The organism is Campylobacter sp. RM12637, assembly GCF_020137645.1.
Classification (GTDB): Bacteria; Campylobacterota; Campylobacteria; order Campylobacterales; family Campylobacteraceae; genus Campylobacter_E.
Genome location: NZ_JACGAV010000005.1, coordinates 1 through 26188, shown reverse-complemented (window position 1 = coordinate 26188; position 26188 = coordinate 1). Strand labels below are relative to the sequence as shown.

Here is a 26188-nt window from a genome sequence, read left to right as displayed (position 1 = left end):
GGATTTAGATGAAAACATATATTACAACTCCAATTTATTATGTAAATGACAAAGCTCATATAGGTCACGCATATACCACTATAATTGCTGATACGCTTGCTAGATTTGCTAGACTTAAAGGAGATGAGACTTTCTTTTTAACAGGCACTGATGAGCATGGTCAAAAAATAGAAGAAAGCGCTATCAAAAATAACGAAAGCCCAAAAGCTTATGCTGATAAAGTTAGCAAAAGTTTTAAAGATTTGTGGGCTGAACTTGAAATTAGTAATGATTATTTTATTAGAACAACTGATGAAAATCATAAAAATTGTGTTCGTAAAATATTTTTAAAAATGTATGAAAAAGGCGATATTTATAAAGATGAATACGAAGGTCATTATTGTGTATCTTGCGAGACTTTTCATACAAAAACTCAATTACTTGATAATGATAAATGTCCTGATTGTAAAAAGCCTACTAGAATTTTAAAAGAAGAAAGCTATTTTTTTAGATTAAGCAAATACCAAGATAGATTATTAAAATGGTATGAAGATAATCCTACTTGCATTATGCCAGCTAGCAAAAAAAACGAAGTAATAGCATTCGTAAAACAAGGCTTAAGGGATTTATCGGTAACTAGAACTAGCTTTTCTTGGGGTATAAAAATACCTGATGAATTAAATGATAGTAAGCATATAGTTTATGTATGGCTTGATGCCTTGAGTAATTATTTGAGTGCTTTAGGGTATTTAGATAATGATGAAAAAATGTCTTTTTGGCCTGCAAATATTCAATTAGTTGGTAAAGATATTTTAAAATTCCACGCAATTTATTGGCCTTGTTTTTTAATGAGCCTTGATTTAGAGTTGCCTAAAATGATAGGAGCGCACGGCTGGTGGACGGTTGAAGGCGAAAAAATGAGTAAAAGTGTAGGAAATGTAATAAATCCTATTGATGTTAAAAATGAATTTGGCAATGAGCCTTTAAGATATTTTTTATTATCTCAAATGCCTTTTGGAAATGATGGAGATTTTAGCAAACTTGCAATGGTTAATAAAATAAATGCTGAATTAGTAAATGAATTAGGTAATTTATTAAGCAGAAGCATATCAATGGCTAAAAAATATTTTGATTTGAAAGTGGAATTTGAATCAGGATTTAGCGAAGAATTAAATAAAGCAAATGAATATTTTAAAGCAAGTATAAATGCTATAAATGAGCTTAGAATGAATGAATATATAAGCGAAATTATGAAAGCTTTAAGTATAGCAAATGCGATGGTTTCAAAATATGAGCCTTGGACTATGATGAAAAACAACGAAAGCAAACAAACTCAAAGCTTATTAGCAGTAATTTTTAACATTTTAAAAAATGCTAGTATTTTATTAAGTCCTGTTATGCCAAAAGCTAGTGCAAAAATAGCTAATGCTTTAGGAGTAAATATTGATACTAAAACATATAACGATATGTTTAATTTACAAAAAGAATTTAATTTAAACGAATGCGAACATTTATTCTCAAGAGTTGAGCTTAAAATTGAAAGCAAAGAAGAAGTAAAACAAGAATTAAAAGAGCCAAAAATCAAAATTGATGATTTTGCAAAAATCAAAATGCAAGTAGCAACCGTCTTAGAATGTGAAAATGTAGAAGGTAGTGAGAAATTATTAAAATTCCAACTTGATTTAGGAACTGAAAAAAGACAAGTTTTAAGCGGAATTGCGAAATATTATAATGCTAAAGATTTAGTTGGCAAACAAATTATTTTACTTGCTAATTTAGAGAGTAGAAAAGTATTTAAGCATTTAAGTGAAGGTATGATTTTAAGTGCTAAAAATTCAGATGAAAGCTTAGTTTTATTAACACCGCTTACTAAATGTGAAAATGGTGCTGTGATTGGATAAAAATTGGAAATAACTAATTTTTCAGAATTAATTAATGCAAAAATTATTAATAAGCCTAGTGTTTCTAGGCTTAAAGATTTTTGCCTTAATTTAAATAGCGTTACTAATGCTAGTGCGTTTTTTACCAATGAACAAGCATTGGCAAATGAAGCTATTAAAAAAGGTGCTTATGCGATAATTAGCACTAAGGATTTATCAATTAGTGATAAAGAAGTAGCATTTTTAAAAATAAATGATTTTGAATTTGCTTTAACAAGATTGCTTGCGTTTTATTCAATTGATAAAAGGGTGGTTTTATTAGATGAATTAAGCATAGAATGTTTAAATAGGCTAAATATTACTACTTTAAAAAATGACTTATTTTATGATTTTGAAAATATTTTAAAAAATAATTTAATCTTTTGCTCAAGCAAGGAATATTTAGATAAATTAAGCTTAAGCTATGAAAATGTAAAGTATTCTTATGAAATTATTAAACGCTCTAGTTTTTTTTATCAAGATTTAATATTAAATGATGAGTATTATTACAATGTTTTTATACCTATAATATTTACAGAACAATTTGCAAAAATCAATGTATTTAAAGAACTAAATATCAATTATTCAAATCTTAAATTATTAGATTTTATATTTTTAAATGACAATAATGAAATAGTCAAAATGAGCGAAGGCTCTAAAGTTGTGTTTTTTGAAAATAACGAATTAATCATTAGCGAAATCAAAAAACATTTAAATTTATTTGAAATCACTGAAATAAAAAATCATACTTATATGTTATATAAAGGCGATAAAAATAAATTTATTAATGAATTAAATGTATTTAACGAAGGGTTATTTTTATGATTTATATAGTTTCTTTTGCGTTTTCTTTTTTGATGCTTTATTATTTAGCTTTAGTATTGCAGTTAAATAATTATAAATTTAAAAGAGTTTTATTTAATTTTTCTAAAAAGCGTTGGCATTTTTATTATCTAATAGCACCATTTTTACTCTATGTAATTACTTGTGATATTAATCATTTTTTAGCCTTAGGAGTGGCTATAATTTATCTTTTAGCTTTAATTTTTTTAGCAAAAAATATTGATAAACCTTTAGTATTTACAGCTAGGATTAAGAGATTATTTTTATTTAATTTATTAGGTGCTTTTGTATTTACCCCAATTCATTTTTATTACAAACTTGACCCACATACCTTAGATATTATAATTTTTGCATTTTTACTTTCGTATATTTGTGAGTATTTTGTAAATAAGAGTTTTTATGATAAAGCTTACAATAAAATAAGCAATTTAAAAGATTGTAAAGTAGTATTAATCACTGCAAGTTATGGTAAAACAAGTATCAAACATTACCTAGCTAGTATTACTCAAAACTATTTTAAAATTCATTATGCTAAAGGTAGTATTAACACTCTTTTAGGGCTTATTAAAGATATTAATGAAAACCTAGACCCAAATACAAATTTATTAATAATAGAAGCAGGTGCTAGAAAAAAGGGCGATATAGAAGAAATCACAAAATTAGTCCGCCCACATTATGTAATAATAGGACAAATTGGCACAGCCCATTTAGAATATTTTAAAAATATAGAAAATACTAAAGAAGTTAAAAAAGAAGCCCTAAAAAGCACTAGATTAGAATTAGCAATCACTCATAGTAGTGTAGGGGAGAGCTTTAGCTATGATAGTGCTTTAAGTGAGATAAAAGCTAGTTTAGATGGGCTTAGTTTTAAATGCAATGATGAAAAGTATTTTGCTAATTTATTAGGTAGTTTTAATGCTAGTAATTTATGTGCTTGTATTTACCTAGCTAAGGCTTTAGGTTTAAATTACGAGCAAATTAGCAAAGAAATAGCTAATTTAAAAGCTACAGAACATAGATTACAAATCATCTCTCGTGAGCCAAAATTTATAATTGATGATGGGTTTAATGGTAATTATGATGGTATGAGTGATAGTTATAGAATAATTAAAGATTATAATTTAGGCAAAAAAGTCTTAGTTAGTCCAGGCATAATTGAAGCAAGTGAAGAGTTAAACAAAAAACTATGCGAAGTAATTAATGAATGTTTTGATTTAGCAATTATTACAAGCGAGACTAATGCTAGAATATATGATGAGAATTTAAAAATTAAAAAAATCATTCTAAAAGATAAAGCAAAATTAATTGAAACTTTAGCTAATGAAACTAAAGAAAAGGATTTAATAATATTCTCAAATGACGCTCCTAATTTCATATAAAATAGAATAAAATTATTAGCTAAAAAATTTTTTAGATAATAATTTTTATTATTTACCAATTATTATCCTATGTTATTTATTATTACTTCACATTTTTAAAAGGAGATATAATGAAACAATTAACAACGGATTTTGGTAACCCAATAGGTTCAAATCAAAACTCACTTAGTGCAGGTGCAATGGGACCGCTTTTAATGCAAGATTATCAGTTGATTGAAAAACTTGCTCATCAAAATAGAGAAAGAATTCCAGAGCGTGCAGTTCATGCAAAAGGAAGTGGAGCTTATGGAGAATTAAGAATAACACAAGATATTAGCAAATATACAAAAGCAAAAGTTTTTGCTAAGGGTGAAGTTACTCCACTTTTCTTACGCTTTTCAACAGTTGCAGGTGAAGCAGGTGCAGCTGATGCTGAAAGAGATGTTCGTGGTTTTGCGATTAAGTTTTACACAAAAGAAGGTATTTGGGATTTAGTAGGTAATAATACTCCTACATTTTTCTTAAGAGATGCTTATAAATTCCCTGATTTTATTCACACTCAAAAAAGAGACCCAAGAACTCATTTAAGAAGCAATAATGCGGCGTGGGATTTTTGGACTTTAACTCCTGAAGCACTACATCAAGTAACAATTCTTATGAGTGATAGAGGAATTCCTGCATCATATCGTCATATGAATGGATATGGTTCTCATACTTATTCATTTATTAATGATAAAAATGAAAGATTTTGGGTTAAATTTCACTTTAAAACCAAACAAGGAATTAAGTGCTTAACAAATGAAGAAGCAGAAAAAATCATTGCAAAAGATAGAGAATCTCATCAAAGAGATTTATATGAGAATATTGAAAAAGGAAATTTCCCTGTTTGGAGTGTAAAAGTTCAAATCCTTGCAGAAAACGAAGTTGAAAAACTTGGATTTAATCCATTTGATTTAACAAAAGTATGGCCTCATAGCATTGTTCCATTAATTGAAGTTGGAGAAATGATATTAAATCGCAATCCACAAAATTACTTTAATGAAGTAGAGCAAGCTGCATTTAGCCCAAGTAATATTGTTCCAGGTATAAGCTTTAGCCCTGATAAAATGCTTCAAGCTAGAATTTTTAGCTATCCTGACGCACAAAGATACAGAATTGGTGCAAACTATCATCAATTACCTGTAAATAGAGCTAGAAATGAAGTTAGCACATATAATGTTGCAGGTGCTATGAATTTTGGTATAGGTGATAATTTAGCTAATGGTGCTTATTATGAGCCAAATACTTTAGGTGGTGCAAGTGAAAATGCTAAATATCTTGAGCCTGATTTGGCAATAGGTAATAGTGCAGCTAGATATGCTCCGCTTGATAATGATTTTTATACACAACCAAGAAATCTATTTAATATCTTACCTGCTGATGAAAAAGAAAGACTATATAAAAATCTAGCAGCAAGTTTTGATGGTGTAAAAGATGAAATCATTGCAAAAGCTCTAGCACATTTTGAAAAAATTAGCCCTGAATATGCAAATGGCGTAAGAAAAGCTTTAGGAAAATAAAATGCAATTAAGTAGTGCCGAATTAGCAAGATACGATGAATTATGTAAAATGGCGTTGGATTTTGCAAGAAATAATGATTACAACACTCTCCTTAACATGATAAAGGCAGGATTTAATGTTGATTTTAAAGACCATCGTGGAAACACACTTTTAATGTTGGCTTGTTATAACGGCTCTTACGAATGCGCTCAAATGCTTATTAGCAATGGTGCAAGTGTTGATATGAAAAATGATAAAGGTCAAACTCCACTAGCTGGAGTTTGCTTTAAAGGTTATTTAAATATCGTAAAACTACTAGTAGAAAACGGAGCGAATATTGATGAAAACAATGGTTTAGGAATGACTCCTTATACATTTGCCTTAATGTTTGGAAGAACTGAAATTGCTGAATATTTAGCTTCGCAAAAATCTAGTATATTAAAAAAATTAACGTTAAAACTCTTAAAACTCTTCAAAAAAGTATAAAATTTAAAGCAAATAATATTTTTTATAAATAATTAATATTATTTGCTATTTTATGATATATTTTGCAAAAAATTTTAAAGGAGATAAAATGTTAAATTGTAACAATCTAAATTCTTTTGTATTATTAACTAAAGCCCATTGACCCTTACTCTTATTTTTTAATTTCCCAATTTTTATTATTGTTTATTTTTTTTTAGTTTTTTATTTTTAGCATTTTAAGCTTTATAGCTTTATTTTATTTGCTTGAAAATAAATTTGTTTTATTGTTTTTAAAGGAAAAATTATGAAAAAATTTATTATTTTATTAGCATTTGTAATGCAAATTTTCGCACAAGATTTGATTAAAGTTGGAATTGACCCAGCATATGCACCATTTGGATATATGAAAGATGGTAAAGCATATGGATTTGATATAGATTTAGTAAATGAAATGGCTAAAATATTGGATATTAAAGTGGAATTTGTTCCTATGGATTTTGATGGTTTAATAGGTGGTTTAAAACTTAAAAAAATTGATATGATAGCTTCAGGACTTAGAAATACACCAGAAAGAGCTAAAAGCGTTGAGTTCAGTGATTTTTACTACATAAGTAGTAATTATTTTTTAAAACAATCTTCAAGAACTGATATTATTGAAATTAATGGACTTACTATAGGAGCACAATTAGGCTCAATTCAAGCTGATATATTAGCTAGATTTAAAGATGTAAAAATATTTTTAAATGCTGATACTTCAAATTTAATCTTAGCATTAGTTGGTGGCAAAATTGATTCTGTTTTAGTAGATAAAACTGTAGCCAAAGGATATTTAAGAAATTATAAAAATTTAGTTGTATTTAAGAAAACTGAAGAAAAAACTGATGGTCTTAGTTTTGCTTTTGCTAAAGGAAATACAAAGTTAAGAGATGAATTTAATAGGGCACTTAAAATTATAAAAGATAGTGGAATTTATGATAATTTAATAAAAAAATATGATATGGAATAAGGAAAAATTATGAAAAAATTAATTATTTTATTAGCATTTGTAATGCAAATTTTCGCACAAGATTTAATTAAAGTTGGTATGTCGCCTGGTTTTGCTCCGTTTGGATATATGAAAGATGGTAAAGCATATGGATTTGATATAGATTTAGTAAATGAAATAGCTAAAGTATTGGATATTAAAGTGGAATTTGTTCCTATGGATTTTGATGCTTTAATGGGTGCTGTTAAATTAGGCAAAATTGATGTGATAGCTTCAGGACTTAGCAATACTCCTGCAAGGGCAAAAAATGTTGAGTTTAGTGATATTTATTATACTGGTTCAAATTGTTTTTTAAGATTAAAATCAAGAACTGATATTAAAGATTTAAATAATTTAGTAGTAGGAGTGCAATTAGGTTCAATTCAAGCTGCAATGCTTAATGAAATTCCTTCGGCAAAACCATTTTTAAATTCTGAAATTTCAAATCTAATCTTAGCATTAGTAAATGGCAAAATAGATGCTGTTATAGTTGATAAATTAGTAGCTAGAGGATACTTAAATACCTATAAAGAAATTGAAATATTTAAAGATATACAAGAAAAAGGTGGCACTAGCTTTGCATTTGCTAAAGGTAATATTAAATTAAGAGATGATTTTAATAAGGCTTTAGAAATTGTAAAAAGTCAAGGAATTTATGAAAAATTACTAGAAAAATATGAAATGTGATATTTTTTAATACAAATTTTGTTAATTTTGTTACAAATCGTAACGAAATTAACAAAAAAAAATAATTTTTTATCATCATTAACAAAAAATATTGATATTATTATTTAAATTATTTTAAAGGAGAAAAAATGCAAAAGAGTGTTGCTAAATTATTTTTAAGACTTCGTTGATGCTTACTACTATTTTTTAATTTCCCAGATTTTATCATTGTTAATTTTTATTATTGTTAGTTTTATCATTGTTATTTAGGTTATTTTAGTTTTTTGCTCTAAGCAATTTAGTTATTTATTTTTATTAAAAGGATTAATTATGAAAAAGTTATTTTTAGGTTTTGCACTAGTTGCACAAATTTTTGCTCAAGATATTTTAAAAGTAGGAACATCTCCAGGTTATGCACCATTTGAATATATGAAAGATGGTAAAATTGTTGGATTTGATATGGATTTAGTGGAAGAAATAGCAAAAATACTAGATATTAAAGTTGAATTTGTTGCTATTGAATTTGATGGTTTAATCAATGCTTTAAAAGCAGGAAAAATTGATGTTATAGCTTCTGGAATGAATGAAACCCCACAAAGAGCAAAAAGTGTTGATTTTTCTAATTCATATTATAACGGGGTAAATTATTATGTTAAATTAAAAGAAAATACTAATATAAATTCTTTAGAAGATTTATCAAAAGGGGCTAAATTAGGAGCTCAATTAGGCACTTTACAAGCTGATGAAGTTAGTAAAATTAAAGGCGTAAAACCATATTTAAATTCTGAATTAATAGTTTTTGTTTTAGCAACGGTTAATAAAAAAATAGATGGTTTTGTATTAGACGCTGCTGTGGCTAAAGGCTATATTAATACTTATCCTGAACTTAGCGTATTTGCTAAAACACCAATTTTAGGTGATGGAGTGAGTTTTGCATTTGCTAAAGGTAATACAAAATTAAAAGATGATTTTAATAATGCCTTAAAAATTCTAAAAGACAACGGAACTTATGTAAAATTATTACAAAAATACGATTTAGATAATTAAGGAGAAAGTATGAAAAAAATTGTTTTAGCTTATAGTGGTGGGCTTGATACTTCAGCAATTATTCCTTGGCTTAAAGAAAATTATGATTGTGAAGTGTATGCTTTAGTAGCTGATGTGGGTCAAGATAAAAATGAATTAGTAGATGTTAAACAAAAGGCGTTTAATTCAGGGGCAAAAGATTGTGTGGTAGTTGATTTAAAAGAAGATTTTGTTAAAAACTATATATATCCTACAATTTTAAGCGGGGCATTATATGAAGGCACATATTTACTAGGCACTTCAATGGCAAGACCGGTAATTGCTAAGGCTTTAGTTGATTATGCAATAAGCATTAATGCTGATGCTATCGCACATGGAGCTACAGGAAAAGGTAATGATCAAGTAAGATTTGAATATACTATAAACGCACTAGCACCTAAGTTAGAAGTTATAGCTCCTTGGAGAATTTGGAATATGAAATCAAGAGAAGATTTGCTTGATTTTTTAGCGTTAAAAAATATTAAAACAACTGCGAGTAAAGAAAAAATCTATAGCAAAGATGCAAACGCTTGGCATATTTCAACTGAAGGTGGAGTTTTAGAAGATACTACAACTTTTAATAATGAAGATTGTTTTTGTCTAAGTGTAAATCCAAAAATCGCTCCTAATGAAGCTGAATTAGTAAAATTAAGCATTGAAAAAGGTGTGGTTACAAAGGTAAATGATATTAGCCTAAGTCCTTACGAAGCGTTAAATAAGCTTAATGAAATAGGGGCAAAACACGGAGTTGGTAGGATTGATATTGTAGAAAATAGGCTTGTGGGAATGAAATCAAGGGGATGCTATGAAACACCTGGCGGAACAATTATAAATACTGCTTTAAGAGCGTTAGAGCAAATCGTTCTTGATAGAGATAGCTTAAAATTAAGAGCTATGTTAGGACTTGAAATGAGCTATTTAGTGTATGATGGTAAGTGGTTTTGCCCTACAAGAGCTGCTATTAGTGCTGCGATTAATGAATTTAGCAAAGATTTAAATGGAGAAATAATTATAGAATTATATAAAGGCAATTGCAATGCAATGAGTAAAAGCTCTCCTAATAGTCTTTATGATAAAGATTTTGCAACTTTTAGTGAAGATGAAGTTTATAATCAATTTGATGCAGCAGGATTTATAAGACTATTTAGCTTAAGTGCAAAAATTAGAGCACTAAAAAAATCTTAATTTAATATTTTAGGTCTTTTCATTAAGACCTAAAATTATTCTATTTCTATATTTACTTTATATACAATCTAATTCTATTTTCTAGCTATTCAAAACACTATTACGATATTTATTTTAATTTTTACACAAAGCATAGTGATGAATTAAATAATATTTTTTATCAAAAAATAAATTATAAAACTATAAAATTTTATATAAATAATATTTTTTATTATCTAAAAAACTTTATAATCTTTTTACTTTAATTAAAAGGAGAAAATAATGAAAAAAATTATGTTATCTTTAAGTTTATTAGTAGGTTTAAATGCTGCTAGTTTAATTGATGAAGCAAAAGAAGCAGGTTTGGTTGCTATACCTAGCGATAAAGCCAACTTAGAAGAATTAATTAAACAATACGCACCTGATTATGTAGAATATCCTACCACTAAAGAAAGAGTTGAACTTGGTAAAAAACTATATTTTGACCCAAGAATTTCAAAAAGTGGAATTATATCTTGTAATACCTGTCATAATTTGGGTTTAGGTGGAACTGATGGAGTTCCAGCAAGTACAGGGCATAAATGGTCTCCTAATCCACATCATCTAAACTCTCCAACGGTTTATAATTCTGTATTTAATTCTTCGCAATTTTGGGATGGTCGTTCAGGTCATTTACAAGACCAAGCAAAAGGACCTATCCAATCATCAGTAGAAATGGCAGCTATACCAAGTGAAGTTGTGAGCAAAATTACTTCAATTCCTGAATATGTTAATGATTTTAAAAAAGCTTATGGAGATAAAAAAATTGATTTTGATTTAATTGCTACAAGTATTGGTATTTTTGAAAGAACCTTAATAACTCCATCAAGATTTGATGAATTTTTAAATGGTAATGAAAAAGCTTTAAGTAAAGAAGAAAAACAAGGATTAAAACTATTTATAGATAAAGGTTGCACTGCTTGTCATACAGGTATTAATCTTGGTGGGACACTACAAGCATTTGAAGTAGCTAATAAATATAAATATGCAAATATAGGTGATTTTAAAGGAGATAGCGATGGTTTAATTAAAGCTCCTACATTAAGAAACATTGAATTAACCGCACCTTATTATCATAATGGTGCTATTTGGGAATTAGATGAAGCTGTTAAATTAATGGGAAAAATCCAATTAGGAATAGAAATAAATGATGAAGAATCACAATTAATAATTACATTCTTAAAATCACTAACAGGTAAAATGCCTGATATTACATATCCTAGCTTACCTGCTTCAACTTCTAAAACAATCAAACCTGATTTAGAATATTAAAACATTCCTAGCTAAATGCTAGGAATTTAAATTAAAATAATGCTTCTTTATTTTCTTCAACTTTTGGGATAAATAGTTTTAATCCACCTAGCATATGAAAATGCAAATGAAACACTTCTTGTCCTGCATCAGCACCTACATTAGTAAGTAATTTATATCCGCTTTTATCAAGTCCTAATAATTTTGCAACTTCGTGAATAAAATCTGTCATTTTTGCCATTGTAGCACCGTCAACTTCTTGAAAACTTACAAATCTTTTTTTAGGAATTATTAATATATGAACAGGAGCTTTTGGGTCTATATCGTGAAATGCTAAAAATTCATCATTTTCTAAAACTTTACTAGATGGGAGTTCGCCTATTACAATTCTTTCAAAAACATTTAAATCGCTCATTTTCTTTCCTTTTTTTAATAGTCTTAATCGTTTATTTATGTAATTTACACTAAAATTGTAAAAAATCAATAAAAAGGCTAACTCTTGGAAGATATTTTAATTAGTTTAGATAATTGTTCTTCGCTTGAAGAATTAGAGCAAATAAAGGTGCAAATTCTTGGTAAAAAAGGTTATTTAACAAGTGAATTTGCTAAGTTAAAAGACTTAGAAGGTGATGAAAAAAAACAAAAAGCAGAAATTTTAAATAAATTAAGAGATGAATTTAATGATAAATTTACACAAAAGCAAAAATATTTAAAAGATGAATTTATAAAAGCAAAAGCTAAAAAAGATGCTTTCAATTTTGCTTATTTTGATGAGCGTTCAAATTCTGGTGCTCTTCATCCTGTAATGAGCACAATGGATAAGATAATTGATTATTTTTTAAGACAAAATTTTAGTCTTGAAGAAGGTCCGTTGATTGAAGACGACTTTCATAATTTTGAAGCTTTAAATTTACCTAAATCACATCCTGCTAGAGATATGCAAGATACTTTTTATTTTATAGATAAATTACTACTTAGAACTCAAACAAGTCCGGTGCAAATAAGAACTATGAAAAAACAAAATCCACCTATTAGAATGATTGCACCTGGTGCCGTATTTAGAAGAGATTTTGATATTACACACACTCCTATGTTTCATCAAATAGAAATGCTTGTGGTTGAAGATGGAGATAAAATATCTTTTGCTAATTTAAAATATGTTTTAGAAGAATTTTTAAGATATATGTTCGGAGATGTAAAAGTTAGATTTCGTCCAAGCTTTTTCCCATTTACAGAGCCTAGTGCAGAAGTTGATATATCTTGTGTATTCTGCGGCGGTTGTGGTTGTAGAATTTGTAAGCAAACTGGCTTTATTGAAGTTATGGGTTGTGGTATGGTTCATCCAAATGTATTTAAAAATGTTGGCTATAAAAATGTTAGCGGATATGCTTTTGGTTTAGGAGTTGAGCGATTTGCAATGCTACTTCATAAAATACCTGATTTAAGGTCATTATTTGAAGGAGATTTAAAATTATTGGAGCAATTTAAATGATAATTAGTAAGAATTGGTTAAATGAATTTATAGACTTAAAAAATATTAGCACAGATGAATTAGTAAAAACTTTAAATAGCATAGGTTTAGAAGTTGATGGAGTAACTACAATTATAGCTCCTAAAAAAGTTGTAGTTGCAAAAGTAATGAGTAAAGAAAAGCACCCTGATGCTGAAAAATTAAGTATTTGCCAAGTAGATGTTGGTAATGAAGTTTTACAAATCGTATGTGGAGCTAAAAATGTTGAAGCAGGGCAATTTGTAGCAGTTAGTTTAGAAGGTGCACAAATTGGTGATATTACTATTAAAAAAGCTAAATTGCGTGGGGTTGAGAGCAATGGAATGATATGCTCATCAACTGAACTTGGATTTGCTAAAATAAATGATGGCATTATGGTTTTAGATAATAGTATAGGCGAACTTACTTTAGGTAAAGAATTATGCGAATATCCTTTATTTAATGATGAATTAATTGAAATTGAGCTAACTCCTAATCGTGGGGATTGCTTAAGTATTAATGGTATAGCAAGAGATTTAAGTGCAGCATTAGATATTAATTTAAAAGAAAAAAAACCTTTTAAAGATGTTGATAATGCAGAAGGCATTAGAAGAATTTTGAATGTTCATTTTAGTGATGGAATTGATGGTAATTTAAATATAAAAGCAATAGAATTATTAAATAATATTGAAAATACTTTAAAGGTTAAATTAAGATTAGCTAGTATTGAAGAATTAAAAGATAATGCTATAGAAAACTTATTATCTTATACAACACATGCAAGCGGGGTATTATTTAATGCAGTTGATTTAAGCAAATTGTGTAATGAATGCGAGCAAATAAGTTTAGATGTAAAAACCAAAGAAAACAAAGAATTTGTTATTAAGTATAAAGATAAAGAATTAGCAATTGCTGGAATTACACAAAATGAAGAATTTAAAATAGATAAAGATAGTAAAAAAATAATCATAATTGCAAATTATGTAAATCCTAAAATAATCGCAAATACTCATAAAAATTATAAAAATACAGATATTTATAAAAGTTTTAGGGGTAGCGAACCAGAGCTTAATATAGGAATTGATTATTTATTTAATTTGTTACAACTTAATAAAAACATTAAAATTTATGGTAGTTCTTGTCAAAATACCCCAAGCAAAGAAAAAATATCAATTAATTGTAATATTAGCGAGCTTGAAAATATGATAGGTCAGTCTTGCGAAAAAAATGATGTTGTGAAAATTTTAAAAAGACTAGGGTTTGAATTAAGTATTGCTGAAGATAATCTATATTTAAAAGTTCCATTTTATAGACACGATATTAATAATTCTGCTGATATTTGTGAAGAAATAGTAAGAATGATAGGCATTGATAATATTAAGCCTAAACCACTTGATTTTTATGAATTAAACAGAACAAACAACACTTATTTAAAATATAAAAAATCTCTTGAATTAAGAAATAGGGCTTTAATGTGTGGATATTTTGAAAGTATTGGCTATGTTTTTGATAGCAAAGAATTTTTAGAAAAATTAAATTTAAAATATATCAAAAATGAAATTATAAACCCAATCACAAATGAAATGAATACGCTAAGAAGCTCTATCATTAGCACACTTTTAAAACAAGCTAGTTTTAATTTTAATAATTCAAGAAAATCAGTAAAATTATTTGAAATTGGTAGCGTATTTGATGAAAACGGACAAGAAAATAAAAAATTTGCTTTAATTAGCTCTGGCTTAAGTGAAAATGCAAATTTAAAAAATCACGCAAAACCTAAAAATGTTGATTTTTTCACATTCTTAAATGAATTAAAAACAATATTAAAGGATTTTCAATTAAAATCTAGTGATTATCATTTATTTAGTGAATTTGAAAGAGCTGATATATATAAAAACAATCAAAAAATAGGGGTAGTTGGAAGATTAGATTTACATTTAGAAAATGAATTAGAATTACCGGTTACTTATTTATGCGAAATTGATTTTAATGCTTTAGAGTATGATTTTATACAAGCAAAAGCTTATTCAAAATTCCAAGGAACAACTAGAGATTTAAGTATTTTAGTGCCTAAAAATTATGATTATTCGGTTATAAAATCAACTATAAATAAATTAAACATTAAGAATTTAAAAGATTTTAAAATCGTAGATTTATATCAAGATGAAAGCTTAAAAGATTATGAAAGTTTAAGCATAAGTTTTTCATTTGTTGATGATGAAAAAGTATTAAAAAATGATGATATAAATAATGAAATGAATGAAATTATTAGTGAATTAGATAAAATAGGATTAAAATTAAGATGAAAATAAAAGCATTAAATAAACAATTTGATTTAGTTTTGGAAAATATAGCTGCAGATAAATCTATCTCTCATAGAGCTGCTTTATTTTCTTTATTAACTAATGGGGAGTGTAAGGTTAAAAACTATCTTTATGCACAAGATTGCCTACATACTTTAGAAGTTGTAAGAAATTTAGGTGCTACAATAAAAATATATGAAGATAAAAATGAATTAGTTATAACACCGCCTAATGCTATCAAATCTCCTAATGTAGTTTTAGATTGTGGAAATTCTGGGACACTAATGAGACTTTTAATTGGTTTTTTAGCTAGTCAAGATGGTTTTTTTGTTTTAAGCGGAGATGAATATTTAAACAAAAGACCTATGAAAAGAGTAAGCGATATACTTAATAAACTAGGGGCTAAAATTGATGGTAGAGAAGGGGCAAATTATGCTCCTTTAGCAATTAGGGGAGAGAAAATAGATTATTTTACTTTTGAAAATACTCTAAAATCAGCACAAGTAAAAACTGCATTAATATTAGCTGGATTATTGAGTAATGGTTGCGAAATATACGAAAGCGAATTAAGCAGAGATCATTCAGAAAATTTATTAAAAATGATAAAAGCGCCAATAAAAACAGATGGTTCTAAAATAGAAGTAAAACCATTACAAGATAAATTACAATCGTATGAAATAGAAGTTCCAAATGACCCTTCTTCTGCATTTTTCTTTGCTGTTTTATGTGCTATCAGTGATAATTCCACTCTAGTTTTAAAAAATATGCTTTTAAATAAAACTAGAATTGAAGCATTTAAAATTCTTGAAAAAATGGGGGCAAATATTACATATCAAATAGAGAAAAATGATTATGAAAATATAGGAACCATTACTATAAAAAGTTCTAAATTAAAGGCTGTTGAAGTTAGTGAAAATATTTCTTGGCTAATTGATGAAATACCAGCATTATCAATAGCATTTTTATATGCTGAAGGAAATTCTATTGTCAAAAATGCAAAAGAATTAAGAGTAAAAGAAAGCGATAGAATAAAGGCTGTCCTTGAAAATTATTCAATTTTAGGTGTTGAATACGAAGAATTTGAAGATGGATTTATGGTTGTTGGAAAAAGTATAAAAAATAATAATGTAATGCTAAAAAGTTTTGCAGACCACAGAATAGCTATGAGTTTTTCTTTGCTAGCTAAAGATTATGAAATAGAAATTGACAATGTTGAATGTGTAGATGCTTCTTTTACAAATTTTTATGAAATTTTATCTTTATTTGAAAGACAATAAAATATGAAAATAGAATTAGCTAAAAGTTACGGATTTTGTTTTGGAGTTAAAAGAGCTATCAAACAAGCAGAAAAGACTAAAGATGCAGCCACTATTGGGCCATTAATTCACAATAATGATGAAATATCAAGATTAAAGAACGATTTTAATGTAAAGACTATTAATGATATAACAGAATTAAATGATGAGAAAAAGGCTATTATAAGAACGCATGGAATAACAAAACAAGACTTAGACATATTAAAAGAAAGTGGTAGAGAAATTATAGACGCAACTTGCCCTTTCGTTAAAAAGCCACAAGAAATTGTGGAAAAAATGAGCAACGAAGGGTATGAAATTGTTATTTTTGGAGATAGCAATCATCCAGAAGTAAAAAGCGTAAGAAGTTATGCTACTACTAATAATTATGTAGTTTTAGATGAAAAAGAACTGATAGATATTAAGTTTAAAAATAAAGTAGCTTTAGTAAGTCAAACTACAAAAAAAGTAGAAAAATTTATGCAAATAGCTAATTTTTTAATGTTAAAAGTAAAAGAAGTAAGAGTTTTTAATACAATTTGCGATGCAACATTTAAAAACCAAGAAGCTATTAAAATTCTTGCAATGAAAAGTGATGTTATGATAATTGTTGGCGGTAAAAATAGCTCAAATACAAAGCAATTATTTTTAATAGCAAAAGAGCATTGCAAAGATAGTTATTTAATTGAAAATGAAAATGAATTAGATTTTAATTGGTTTAAGGATAAAAATCTATGCGGAATTAGTGCAGGAGCTAGCACACCTGAATGGATTATTGATAAAGTTGTTAAAAAAATAGAAAATTTTACTTAATATTAAATAGTCATAAGTGAAATAGTGATAGAATAGGGCACAATCATTTCTTAATTTGATTAATTTTATTACAAAAGGACCAAAATGGCTAAGTTAAATGGAGCTCATAACAATTTAGAAGATTTAGAAAACATTGATTTCGCGGCAATGTTAGATGAGTTTGAAAGCGAAAAAAATCCTGAAAATATTTCAGTAATTGATGGAAAAATTATTAAAATTGAAGGCGACGAAGTATTTGTTGATATACAAGATAAATCAGAAGGTGTTTTAAACATTAGTGAAATCACAAAAGATGATAAGCTATTGTTTAATGTTGATGATGTTATTAAAGTAACAGTTGTAGGTAGTTATAATGGACGCCGTTTATTATCATACAAAAAAGCACTTCGTAAAGAAAAAGTAGTTGAATTTATTAAAAACTATAATGAAGACAATAACGATACTTTTGAGGTAAAAATCATAGGAAAAAATCGTGGTGGTTTTGTTGCAGTAGATAATAATGAAGTAGAATTTTTCTTACCAAAATCACAATGCTCTCATAAAGAAATTAATACTTTAATGAATAAAAAAATTAAAGTTAAAATATTAAAAATTGATGAAGAAACACAAAGTATAGTTGTGTCAAAAAGAAAAGCAAACGAAGAAGACCGCAAAAAGAAAAAAGAATTAATTAATAATATAATCAACGATTCAGAACTTAAAGAAGGTGTTGTTAGAAAACTTACAAGCTATGGAATGTTTGTTGATATTGGTGGAGTTGATGGCTTAGTTCATTATAGCGAAATATCTTATAAAGGTCCTGTAAATCCTAGTACTTTATACAAAGAAGGGGATAAAGTTTTAGTAAAAATTGTAGGATATGATGAAGAGAAAAAACATATTTCTTTATCAATCAAAGCAGCTTTAAGTGACCCTTGGGATGAAATTAAAGATAGCTTAGAAATTGGAGATATTTTAAAAGTAGTAGTTTCTAATATTGAAAATTATGGAGCTTTTGTAGATTTAGGAAATGATATTGAAGGATTTTTACATATAAGTGAAATTTCTTGGGATAAAAATGTTAAAAATCCAAGAGATTATTTAAAAGAAGGTCAAGAAATTGATGTTGAAGTAATTGAAATAGATTATGAAAAACGCCGTTTAAGAGTATCTCTTAAAAATTTACTTCCAAAACCTTTTGATGGCTTTAATGAGAAATTTAAAGCAGGAGATATTGTTGAAGGCGAGATTAGCACTATTACAAATTTTGGAGCTTTTGTTAAAATTGACAATATTGAAGGTTTATTATTAAATGATGATATATCTTGGACTGAAAATGAAACTTGCAAAAAAGTTTATAAAGTAGGGGATAAAGTAAAAGTTAAAATTAGAAAAATTGATAGTGAAAACCAAAAAATTTCTTTAAGTGTTAAACATTTAGAAGAAAGTCCTAGTTCATTATTTGCTAAAGAACATAGATTAGGTGATGTTATTAAAGGTATTGTAAGCGATATTAAAGACTTTGGAGTGTTCGTTAAAGTAAATGATAAAGTTGAAGCTTTAATTAAAAATGAAGATTTAGGAGAAGTTAAGCCTAATATTGGAGATGAAATTGAAGGAGCTTTAATTTTCACTAGAAATGGTAAAATTCGCTTAAGTATAAAAAAATTAAATTTAATTAAAACTCGTGAAGATTTAGAAAAATTTAATTCTGATGATAAAATTACAATAGGTGATATAATTAAAGATCAATTACAATAGTAATGAAACAACACTCGTTATATTTTATATTTGGAATAATTTTTTTTATTTTAGTATTGGTTTTAATGCTATTAATAAAATCTGCAAATTATAAAGATTTGCAGATTTCTAAAATTATTGATGAAAATATTGAAATTATTAAAAATAAAATATCAAATAATGAGTGGTATGCTAAATTAGCTAAAGATGAATTGGGAGATTCTTACCCAATATCAAATGAACTTTATGTTCATTTTGAATTACAAGATACAGGTAATTTAAGTAAAAAGAAATTTTTTAAATTAAATATAGATAAAAACGATAATTATTCTTTGTTTTGTGTAAAACAAACTATATCTAATTTAAATTTGAAATATTTTTTAATTAATAATAAAAAATATTCTCAGATAGTCATAGATACTAACAATATTTCTTTATTACATTACCTTATAGATAGTTTAAAAAACTATAATATCAATTCTGATTTTGAAGAAATTTGGATTTAATTTAATTTTAAAGGATTAACAAAATGGCATCTTATTCAATGGGTGATTTAAAAAAGGGTTTAAAAATAGAAATAGAAGGTGTTCCTTATAAAATAGTGGAATATCAACATGTAAAGCCAGGTAAAGGTCCTGCTTTCGTAAGAATAAAAATAAAATCTTTCATAAATGGTAAGGTTTTAGAAAAAACTTTCCACGCAGGTGATAAATGTGAATCTCCTAATTTAGTAGAAAAAGAAATGCAATATTTATATGATGATGGAGAATTTTGCCAATTTATGGATAATGAGACTTATGAGCAAGTAGCTATAACAGAAGAAGATGTTGGCGAAAGTAGAAAATGGATGATTGATGGTATGAATGTAAGCGTATTATTCCATAACGGAAAAGCAATAGGCGTTGAAGTTCCGCAAGTTGTTGAACTAAAAATAGTTGAAACTCAACCGAATTTCAAGGGTGACACACAAGGCTCTAATAAGAAGCCAGCTACTTTAGAAAGCGGTGCAGTTGTTCAAATACCTTTCCATGTATTAGAAGGGGAAGTTATTAGAGTAGATACTCAAAGAGGCGAGTATATAGAAAGAGCTAATAAATAATTATGAACGATAAAGCAAAGCGTGTAAAATACTTAAGAGCTTTAGAAAAGGCTGCTAATCGCTTTGCTTTAGCCTTAAAAAAAGAAGATTTTTCAGATGGTATTTTCGCATCTAGTATAGAGCAGAATTTAAAATTACTAAATAAATGTGAGCCTGTTTATCTTGATTCTACATATTCAAAAGAATTAGAAAATTTTGTGAATTTATGCTGTTTTTCTCAATTAGACAGATTTGAATTAATTAGCAAATTTAATACTCTAGAGAAAATAAAAAAGCAAAATCAATACAAAAAAATAAAACATAAAAATCAATTGTATGATAATTTATTTAGTTAAAATATATTTTTATTTAAATAAGTTATTGGAGAATTAAAATGGATGATTTTGATAAATTATTTGAGACCACACCAGAAGAAAAATTAATAGATGTATTACAAAACGCACCAAGAGGTGCAGTTCAAAATACTATAGTAACGCATAGTAAAGAATTTTTAGCATTAAAATTATTATTAGAAAAGCAAAATATAGACTATACACAAGTTGAAGAATTTATATTTAATAATGATGCTTTGCTAAATGAAATGCTAAATGATGTTTTTATAGATTTAACAGCAAAAATTTTAGGGCATGAGGGATAATGAAAGTTATTTTTGATGATATTGTTGAAATTTATGATAATACATTAAATGAAGAAGATTTATTAATTAAAGCAAAAAGCCTTAAACCTTGGAGAAAAGGGCCTTTTAAAATAAATAATATTTTTATAGATAGTGAGTGGAAAAGCAATATAAAATATAATATTTTAAAAAAGCATATTAGTTGTATTGAGAATAAAATAGTGGCTGATGTTGGGTGCAACAATGGTTATTATATGTTTAGAATGCAAGAATTTAGACCGACTAAGATTGTCGGATTTGACCCTTCTCAAAGGTGCTATGAGCAATTTACTTTTTTAAATTCCTTATTTAAAACAAATATTGTATTTGAGAGATTAGGGGTAGCCGATTTGCCAAGCTACAATCATAAATTTGATGTAATTTTTTGCTTAGGGGTGATTTATCACAGAAGCGACCCAGTGCAAATGCTAAAACAATTAAAACAAAGTCTAAACACTAATGGGATTGTATTTTTAGATACTATTTATTTTGATAGCGAACAACCTTTTGCTTTAGTTCCAGATACAAGTTATGCAAAAATGTCTAATGTATATTTTATACCAAGTATTAAAGCATTGCAAAATTGGTGTAAAAAAGCTAATTTTAAAGAATTTGAAATATTAGCAACTTCTAAAACAACAATAGAAGAGCAAAGGAAAACAGATTGGATTGATGGATATAGCTTGGAAGATTTTTTAGAAGATGATGATTTTACAAAAGAAGGTTATCCTGCACCAAAAAGAATATATATAAAATTAAAGGTATAAAATGGCTGAAGAAAAAAATGATATAGAAGAAAATTCTACAGAGATTAAAATCAATGTTGAAGCTTGCCCTACAATAAATACAGAAATTTGTGGCAACATTACCGAAACAGATGAAAACAAAGCAAATCTGCAATTAAAAATAACATCTGAATTAATTTCAGATTCTGAAGGTTTAGCGCATAATGGTTTTATATATTCTGCAGGAGCTTATGTTGCACAAGTAGCAATTAACAAAAAAAATACCTGTGTTATAGGCTCAAGAACTAGTTTTTTTGCGCCGGCTAAAATAGGGGATATTATATCTTTTGAAGCAACTGCTAAATTTGATAATAGTAAAAAAAGAGAAGTTTTAGTAAAAGCATATATAAGAGAAGTATGCGTATTTGAAGGTATTTTTTATGTTCTAGTAACAGATGAACATATATTAAAAATGCAAAAAAGTGAATTAGCAAAATACCAGAGCAAAAAACAAGAATAATAATTTTCTTGTTTTATAAACTAAAACCTTTTATACAAATCAAATTCAAAATATATAAAAAACACTACACTTAAAACAACGGCACTTGCATTTGCCTTAACTTAAAGCATATTTGATATTTAGTTTAAAATAAGTATTTAAAAAGTGCTTAAGCATTATATATTTGACTTCAAAAGATATCAATAGCAAATATTATATTGAGTCATTTTATGATATTGATTGACAGGCGGACTAGACTAAGTCACCTTGCTAGCGAAGCATTAAAGCCTTGTATATTAGCCTACAATACACATTTAAAGCCCTTGTCGCTCAATAAGAGCTACTTATATCGCGCATTTGTATTATACAATTATGTATTAATAAGAGCTTAAAATGGGCTTAGATTTGGGAATAGGCCATAAAATTAGCTTTTGATGGATTTAATGGAATTAAAGACAAACAAACTTCTTTAAAAGTGCTTGGTCGTGTAACAAAGCTAAGTGCTGATGATATGAATAAATTGAATGTAAGTATTACTAAATTAGCAAGTAAAGAGTTAAAAAATTTTAAAGATGAACTAAGTGGCAATTTAGCCAGAATTGGTGCTTTAGCTGTGCCTGTGAAGTTTGCGTGAGATTTTGAGAGTGCATTGGCTGATTTCAATAATACTGCCAAGCTTAGTGATTTTGAGCTTTTTAGCAAATAACATACATATATTTCTATTGTCCAATAAAATATATGAGTTTATAAAACATAATTCAAAATGCTATTAAACGCAACAAGTAAGCTTAAAATAGCATTTGAACTAATAGTTGCAAAAAAAGACTTAATAAGAATTTGTTATAAACAATCTAAAATCTTTAGTTTTATTAAAATTGCAGAGTGGTGATATGGTTTTAAAATACTAATTTGAAAATTATAGTTTTCAATACTAATATAATATATAAACATATTAAATATGCTAATAATCAATTTAGATTGCTTTTATTTTTAAAATAATTTAATAGCCTTACGGAGCTTAAATTATATACTTATACCAATCACTTATGTATTTTTTATATGCCTACGCCAATAATTTCAATACTATAAAAATACTTCATTTCCAAACATAGCAAAATTAGATTTAATAAGGTTTTAGAATTTAATTTATATATGTAATATAATTTTCAAACTATTTTTTATATGCTTGACATAAATTTGAGTTATTTCTATATTAATTATTTTAATAAAATATATAAATAATTTTTGATATTTTATACGATATTTAGTATATTTATAAAAATAATCATATTATTTTATGTATTATTTTATGTAAAATTATCATATTTTTTTATTATTATTTTTAATAAAATTTTACATATTAAATTTATATTGAAAACTAAGTTTATAATATAATCTTCTTTTATTATAATTTTTTTTCTATATTAAACAACTTATTTTAAGGAACAATTATGAAATACCCTTTAGATTGTGAAGACAATTTTTCAAAATCATTTTTATTTTGGATAGCTAAATTTCTAAAATTTAAATTAAATTCTTTATCAAATAAACTACTTGAAAAAGCAGAAGAATTAAGAGAGATTAATATTGCTTTAAGTAAAAATAATTTCACTATAGAAGAATTAGATGAGTTAGCTAAAAAATCAAGAAATATAGGAATGATTGGTGTAAATACTTATTTTAACCCTATTAAAAAATTTTACGAGCAAATAATTCACTATAAGCTGTACTCTCTAAAACTAATTGATGAAGAATTAGTAATTGAAATTCTATCAAGCATAACAGCAGGTCTTAGTGATGCGAGTAAAAAAAATCACAAAATCGCTATAGTTAATTTTTTTAAATTTTTAAGTTCGCAAAATAAAGATGATGATAGTTCTTATGTTTATGAAATAGAGTTAAAAAACTGGTCAGGATTAAATTCATCATCAGGACAAAAACTACCAGAATTTATGAGTGAAGAGCAAATGAAAACATTTTTAAATACTCTAAATAATTATGAGTTTAAAAGTAATCAAGACAGAAATAAACTTGCTATAAAAATCATATTATTTACTGGAGTAAGGGTTAATGAAGTTCTTAGATTAAGGTTAAAAGATATTAGCTATGAAAATGATTTGATAAGCCTTAGAATTCATGCTAAAGGTAATAAATATAGAGTGGTTTTACTAAATATAAATTCCATTAAAGAGCATTTAGAATATTTTAATAATTTCGCCGAACCTAATCAATACTTATTTACAAATAAACAAGGTAAGCCATTAACTCAAGCTTATATATCAAGATTAATTGAAAATGTATTATTAGCAGCCGGTATTCGCAAAGAAAAAAATGGAGCTCATATGTTAAGACATAGTTTTGCTACCCTACTTTATAAAAAAGAAAAAGATTTGTTATTAGTCCAAGAAGCCTTAGGGCATGCTTCGCTTAATACTTCAAGAATTTATACTCATTTTGATAATGATAAATTAAAATTAGCAGCAAAAATAGCTAATAATTTAAAAGAAGACTAAAAAGTCTTCTTATGTATCCATCAAAACTATTAAATTAATTTAGCTCAAAATAAGTATAAAAAAACTTTTTTCATTATATAGGTTATAAATCCATATTTTTCTTATTTTGTTTAGCTTAGTTATAGTGTTTATCCTAAAAAAAGTATAAATTATAAAAATACCCATAACTTAAACTACCAAAAAATACACCTAATCCGTAAAACTCTCATTTATTCCAAAATTTAAACTTAATACCCTACTTTATTTTGAACCTATTTTTTATAAAAAAAATTAAAACAAATAAATCACTTTAGCCAAAACAACTATAAACTATAAATAAAAGAGCATAATACTAAATTTTATTTTGTTTAGCTGAGTTTTTGTTCTATATATAGTGTTTATCCTATAAAAAGTAATAGCACAAATACACCTAATCCGTAAAACTCTAATTTATTCCAAAATTTAAACTTAATACCCTACTTTATTTTGAACCTATTCTTTTATAAAAGAAAACTAAAAAACAACTAGCTAAAATAAAACTAGCACAAATAAAAAACACTTTTTCATCATATAAGTTATAAAAATACCCACCACTTAAACTACCAAAAAACGCACCTAATCCGTAAAAACTCTGATTTATTCCAAATATTTTTGAGCTAATTTGTTTAGGTATCTTTTTTCTTATCATAGAATAAACACTAGGCATAATAGAGCAAAAACTAATACCGGTTATAAACCTAACTAAGCAAAATAACCAAAAATTATGGCTAGTAAAATAATGCAATATTAAACATATAAACAAAGCAAAAGTGCTAATTAAAATCAAATTAACTTCTCCATAATCTTTTGCTAATTTTGATAATTTCGGAGCAAATATAGCACTAGCAATTCCTGCTAAACTAAAGCAAAAACCTGTAGCTAATTCTTTATGGTCTACTAATTTTGAAACAAATAAGCCGATTATAGGACCTATAAATGTTTGAGAATACTGCACTAAAAACGAAGCTAAACACAAAACTATTACAAATGAATACAAGCCTTTATCAAGCCTTATTTTTTCGCCTTTAGGAACTGGAGTAAAATCTTCTTTTACAAAAAATAATATCAATAAAAATATACTAATTAATAAAAATCCCGATATTGCAAACTGAACTCTAAAATCAAAAAAGTGCATTAATACTCCACCAAACAATGGTCCTAAAAGCGAGCCTGTTATCTGAAATGAGCTAAGTTTTGCAAGAGATACATTCACATCATCTTTAGGAGCATTAACAGCTATTAATGCAATACAAGCAGGGTTAAACCCAGAAAAAAATCCCATAATAAATCTAAGTGTTATAAATGATTCTGCGGTTTTTAAAAATACGCTAATTAACAAGCACAAGCCCATACCAAAACTAGCTCTTAAAAGCATTTTTTTACGACCATATTTATCAGCTAAAATACCCCATAATGGTGCAAACAACGCCATAGTAAGTGTGCTACCAGCATAAGCTAAACCACTATATAAGCTAATCTTATCTCCATTTACTCCATATTCTTGCATAATAAATGGTAAAAGCGGTAGAATTTGATTAAGCGCTAATGTGCTTAAAAATGAACCTAATGAAACTATTAAAAGCATAAATTTAAAATTACTTTGCATAGGTTTATTATAGTTCTTGTTTGTAATTAAAGCTACTTTTATAGTGAATAATTAAGTTATTTAAAATGAATTGAAAGCTTTAAATATTCGTTGCTTAAGTTAGATTTTATTTTAAAAACCTAATAAACCACTAAGATATTTT

Annotated in this window: 25 protein-coding genes; 23 read left to right on the top strand and 2 right to left on the bottom strand. The window is 26.7% G+C overall.

The annotated features are described in order from the left end of the window. Window positions 1-8: 8 nt before the first annotated feature. From metG to AVBRAN12637_RS03745, 10 genes are all read left to right on the top strand, one after another. Complete coding sequence (gene metG, locus AVBRAN12637_RS03790; protein WP_214120458.1) at window positions 9-1880, top strand: methionine--tRNA ligase; 1872 nt, start codon at window positions 9-11, stop codon at window positions 1878-1880. 3 nt (window positions 1881-1883) lie between these two features. Next, window positions 1884-2723: a hypothetical protein gene (locus AVBRAN12637_RS03785; RefSeq protein WP_214117532.1), complete on the top strand. Its 840-nt coding sequence runs from the start codon at window positions 1884-1886 to the stop codon at window positions 2721-2723. Then, a complete protein-coding gene (locus tag AVBRAN12637_RS03780) occupies window positions 2720-4120 on the top strand; it encodes a UDP-N-acetylmuramoyl-tripeptide--D-alanyl-D-alanine ligase (RefSeq protein WP_336615342.1) in 1401 nt (466 codons plus the stop codon). Before AVBRAN12637_RS03785 ends, AVBRAN12637_RS03780 begins: the two co-directional genes overlap by 4 nt. 110 nt (window positions 4121-4230) lie before the next feature. After that, complete coding sequence (locus tag AVBRAN12637_RS03775; protein ID WP_214120328.1) at window positions 4231-5658, top strand: catalase; 1428 nt, start codon at window positions 4231-4233, stop codon at window positions 5656-5658. Between the two features lies 1 nt (window position 5659). Beyond that, on the top strand, window positions 5660-6124 hold the full coding sequence (locus AVBRAN12637_RS03770) for an ankyrin repeat domain-containing protein (RefSeq protein ID WP_214120329.1): 465 nt from the start codon (window positions 5660-5662) through the stop codon (window positions 6122-6124). A gap of 283 nt (window positions 6125-6407) precedes the next feature. Further along, window positions 6408-7109 (top strand): ABC transporter substrate-binding protein, encoded by a 702-nt coding sequence (locus AVBRAN12637_RS03765; RefSeq protein WP_336615341.1) that lies wholly within the window; start codon window positions 6408-6410, stop codon window positions 7107-7109. 9 nt (window positions 7110-7118) lie between these two features. After that, window positions 7119-7814, top strand: coding sequence for a substrate-binding periplasmic protein (locus tag AVBRAN12637_RS03760; RefSeq protein WP_336615340.1), 696 nt, complete (start codon window positions 7119-7121; stop codon window positions 7812-7814). Between the two features lie 309 nt (window positions 7815-8123). Then, window positions 8124-8840: a transporter substrate-binding domain-containing protein gene (locus tag AVBRAN12637_RS03755; RefSeq protein WP_214117526.1), complete on the top strand. Its 717-nt coding sequence runs from the start codon at window positions 8124-8126 to the stop codon at window positions 8838-8840. A gap of 9 nt (window positions 8841-8849) precedes the next feature. Next, complete coding sequence (locus AVBRAN12637_RS03750; protein WP_214150519.1) at window positions 8850-10043, top strand: argininosuccinate synthase; 1194 nt, start codon at window positions 8850-8852, stop codon at window positions 10041-10043. A 261-nt stretch (window positions 10044-10304) separates the two neighbouring features. Then, window positions 10305-11333: a cytochrome-c peroxidase gene (locus tag AVBRAN12637_RS03745; RefSeq protein WP_336615339.1), complete on the top strand. Its 1029-nt coding sequence runs from the start codon at window positions 10305-10307 to the stop codon at window positions 11331-11333. A 31-nt stretch (window positions 11334-11364) separates the two neighbouring features. Here AVBRAN12637_RS03745 and AVBRAN12637_RS03740 read toward each other — a convergent pair whose 3' ends face one another. After that, the gene (locus AVBRAN12637_RS03740) at window positions 11365-11727 is read right to left on the bottom strand and encodes a histidine triad nucleotide-binding protein (RefSeq protein ID WP_214117523.1); all 363 of its coding nucleotides are present in this window, start codon (window positions 11725-11727) and stop codon (window positions 11365-11367) included. 84 nt (window positions 11728-11811) lie between these two features. Between AVBRAN12637_RS03740 and pheS the strand changes: the two genes are divergently transcribed. From pheS to AVBRAN12637_RS03675, 13 genes are all read left to right on the top strand, one after another. Beyond that, on the top strand, window positions 11812-12804 hold the full coding sequence (gene pheS / locus AVBRAN12637_RS03735; RefSeq protein ID WP_336615338.1) for a phenylalanine--tRNA ligase subunit alpha: 993 nt from the start codon (window positions 11812-11814) through the stop codon (window positions 12802-12804). Then, window positions 12801-15107, top strand: a complete 2307-nt coding sequence (pheT, locus tag AVBRAN12637_RS03730; protein ID WP_336615337.1) for a phenylalanine--tRNA ligase subunit beta — start codon at window positions 12801-12803, stop codon at window positions 15105-15107. The genes pheS and pheT overlap by 4 nt, the downstream gene beginning before the upstream one ends. Next, entirely contained in the window at window positions 15104-16381 is a 1278-nt protein-coding gene (gene aroA, locus AVBRAN12637_RS03725; RefSeq protein ID WP_336615336.1) for a 3-phosphoshikimate 1-carboxyvinyltransferase, read from the top strand. The genes pheT and aroA overlap by 4 nt, the downstream gene beginning before the upstream one ends. A gap of 3 nt (window positions 16382-16384) precedes the next feature. Then, window positions 16385-17212: a 4-hydroxy-3-methylbut-2-enyl diphosphate reductase gene (locus AVBRAN12637_RS03720; protein WP_214117519.1), complete on the top strand. Its 828-nt coding sequence runs from the start codon at window positions 16385-16387 to the stop codon at window positions 17210-17212. Window positions 17213-17296: 84 nt separating this feature from the next. After that, a complete protein-coding gene (locus AVBRAN12637_RS03715) occupies window positions 17297-18952 on the top strand; it encodes a 30S ribosomal protein S1 (RefSeq protein ID WP_214117518.1) in 1656 nt (551 codons plus the stop codon). A 2-nt stretch (window positions 18953-18954) separates the two neighbouring features. Then, complete coding sequence (locus AVBRAN12637_RS03710; protein ID WP_214117517.1) at window positions 18955-19437, top strand: hypothetical protein; 483 nt, start codon at window positions 18955-18957, stop codon at window positions 19435-19437. 23 nt (window positions 19438-19460) lie between these two features. After that, window positions 19461-20030, top strand: coding sequence for an elongation factor P (gene efp / locus AVBRAN12637_RS03705; protein ID WP_214117516.1), 570 nt, complete (start codon window positions 19461-19463; stop codon window positions 20028-20030). A gap of 2 nt (window positions 20031-20032) precedes the next feature. Continuing rightward, window positions 20033-20365: a hypothetical protein gene (locus AVBRAN12637_RS03700; protein WP_336615335.1), complete on the top strand. Its 333-nt coding sequence runs from the start codon at window positions 20033-20035 to the stop codon at window positions 20363-20365. Window positions 20366-20403: 38 nt separating this feature from the next. Next, complete coding sequence (locus AVBRAN12637_RS03695) at window positions 20404-20667, top strand: DUF2018 family protein (protein WP_214117514.1); 264 nt, start codon at window positions 20404-20406, stop codon at window positions 20665-20667. Beyond that, window positions 20667-21452, top strand: a complete 786-nt coding sequence (gene cmoB / locus AVBRAN12637_RS03690) for a tRNA 5-methoxyuridine(34)/uridine 5-oxyacetic acid(34) synthase CmoB (protein WP_336615334.1) — start codon at window positions 20667-20669, stop codon at window positions 21450-21452. Before AVBRAN12637_RS03695 ends, cmoB begins: the two co-directional genes overlap by 1 nt. A 1-nt stretch (window position 21453) precedes the next feature. Beyond that, window positions 21454-21930, top strand: coding sequence for a PaaI family thioesterase (locus AVBRAN12637_RS03685; RefSeq protein ID WP_214117512.1), 477 nt, complete (start codon window positions 21454-21456; stop codon window positions 21928-21930). Window positions 21931-22384: 454 nt separating this feature from the next. After that, entirely contained in the window at window positions 22385-22543 is a 159-nt protein-coding gene (locus tag AVBRAN12637_RS03680) for a hypothetical protein (RefSeq protein WP_336615333.1), read from the top strand. An 817-nt stretch (window positions 22544-23360) separates the two neighbouring features. After that, entirely contained in the window at window positions 23361-24422 is a 1062-nt protein-coding gene (locus AVBRAN12637_RS03675) for a tyrosine-type recombinase/integrase (RefSeq protein WP_214120637.1), read from the top strand. 460 nt (window positions 24423-24882) lie between these two features. On the opposite strand, the gene AVBRAN12637_RS03670 is transcribed toward AVBRAN12637_RS03675, so the two are convergent. Then, entirely contained in the window at window positions 24883-26025 is a 1143-nt protein-coding gene (locus AVBRAN12637_RS03670) for an MFS transporter (RefSeq protein ID WP_336615332.1), read from the bottom strand. Window positions 26026-26188: the final 163 nt, after the last annotated feature.

Excerpts from the sequence above, each read along its gene's own strand:
- metG (WP_214120458.1), top strand. The coding sequence starts at position 9 with ATGAAAACATATATTACAACTCCAATTTATTATGTAAATGACAAAGCT.
- AVBRAN12637_RS03780 (WP_336615342.1), top strand. The coding sequence starts at position 2,720 with ATGATTTATATAGTTTCTTTTGCGTTTTCTTTTTTGATGCTTTATTAT.
- AVBRAN12637_RS03775 (WP_214120328.1), top strand. The coding sequence starts at position 4,231 with ATGAAACAATTAACAACGGATTTTGGTAACCCAATAGGTTCAAATCAA.
- AVBRAN12637_RS03770 (WP_214120329.1), top strand. The coding sequence starts at position 5,660 with ATGCAATTAAGTAGTGCCGAATTAGCAAGATACGATGAATTATGTAAA.
- AVBRAN12637_RS03765 (WP_336615341.1), top strand. The coding sequence starts at position 6,408 with ATGAAAAAATTTATTATTTTATTAGCATTTGTAATGCAAATTTTCGCA.
- AVBRAN12637_RS03760 (WP_336615340.1), top strand. The coding sequence starts at position 7,119 with ATGAAAAAATTAATTATTTTATTAGCATTTGTAATGCAAATTTTCGCA.
- AVBRAN12637_RS03755 (WP_214117526.1), top strand. The coding sequence starts at position 8,124 with ATGAAAAAGTTATTTTTAGGTTTTGCACTAGTTGCACAAATTTTTGCT.
- AVBRAN12637_RS03750 (WP_214150519.1), top strand. The coding sequence starts at position 8,850 with ATGAAAAAAATTGTTTTAGCTTATAGTGGTGGGCTTGATACTTCAGCA.
- AVBRAN12637_RS03745 (WP_336615339.1), top strand. The coding sequence starts at position 10,305 with ATGAAAAAAATTATGTTATCTTTAAGTTTATTAGTAGGTTTAAATGCT.
- AVBRAN12637_RS03740 (WP_214117523.1), bottom strand. The coding sequence starts at position 11,727 with ATGAGCGATTTAAATGTTTTTGAAAGAATTGTAATAGGCGAACTCCCA.
- pheT (WP_336615337.1), top strand. The coding sequence starts at position 12,801 with ATGATAATTAGTAAGAATTGGTTAAATGAATTTATAGACTTAAAAAAT.
- aroA (WP_336615336.1), top strand. The coding sequence starts at position 15,104 with ATGAAAATAAAAGCATTAAATAAACAATTTGATTTAGTTTTGGAAAAT.
- AVBRAN12637_RS03720 (WP_214117519.1), top strand. The coding sequence starts at position 16,385 with ATGAAAATAGAATTAGCTAAAAGTTACGGATTTTGTTTTGGAGTTAAA.
- AVBRAN12637_RS03715 (WP_214117518.1), top strand. The coding sequence starts at position 17,297 with ATGGCTAAGTTAAATGGAGCTCATAACAATTTAGAAGATTTAGAAAAC.
- AVBRAN12637_RS03710 (WP_214117517.1), top strand. The coding sequence starts at position 18,955 with ATGAAACAACACTCGTTATATTTTATATTTGGAATAATTTTTTTTATT.
- efp (WP_214117516.1), top strand. The coding sequence starts at position 19,461 with ATGGCATCTTATTCAATGGGTGATTTAAAAAAGGGTTTAAAAATAGAA.
- AVBRAN12637_RS03700 (WP_336615335.1), top strand. The coding sequence starts at position 20,033 with ATGAACGATAAAGCAAAGCGTGTAAAATACTTAAGAGCTTTAGAAAAG.
- AVBRAN12637_RS03695 (WP_214117514.1), top strand. The coding sequence starts at position 20,404 with ATGGATGATTTTGATAAATTATTTGAGACCACACCAGAAGAAAAATTA.
- cmoB (WP_336615334.1), top strand. The coding sequence starts at position 20,667 with ATGAAAGTTATTTTTGATGATATTGTTGAAATTTATGATAATACATTA.
- AVBRAN12637_RS03685 (WP_214117512.1), top strand. The coding sequence starts at position 21,454 with ATGGCTGAAGAAAAAAATGATATAGAAGAAAATTCTACAGAGATTAAA.
- AVBRAN12637_RS03675 (WP_214120637.1), top strand. The coding sequence starts at position 23,361 with ATGAAATACCCTTTAGATTGTGAAGACAATTTTTCAAAATCATTTTTA.
- AVBRAN12637_RS03670 (WP_336615332.1), bottom strand. The coding sequence starts at position 26,025 with ATGCTTTTAATAGTTTCATTAGGTTCATTTTTAAGCACATTAGCGCTT.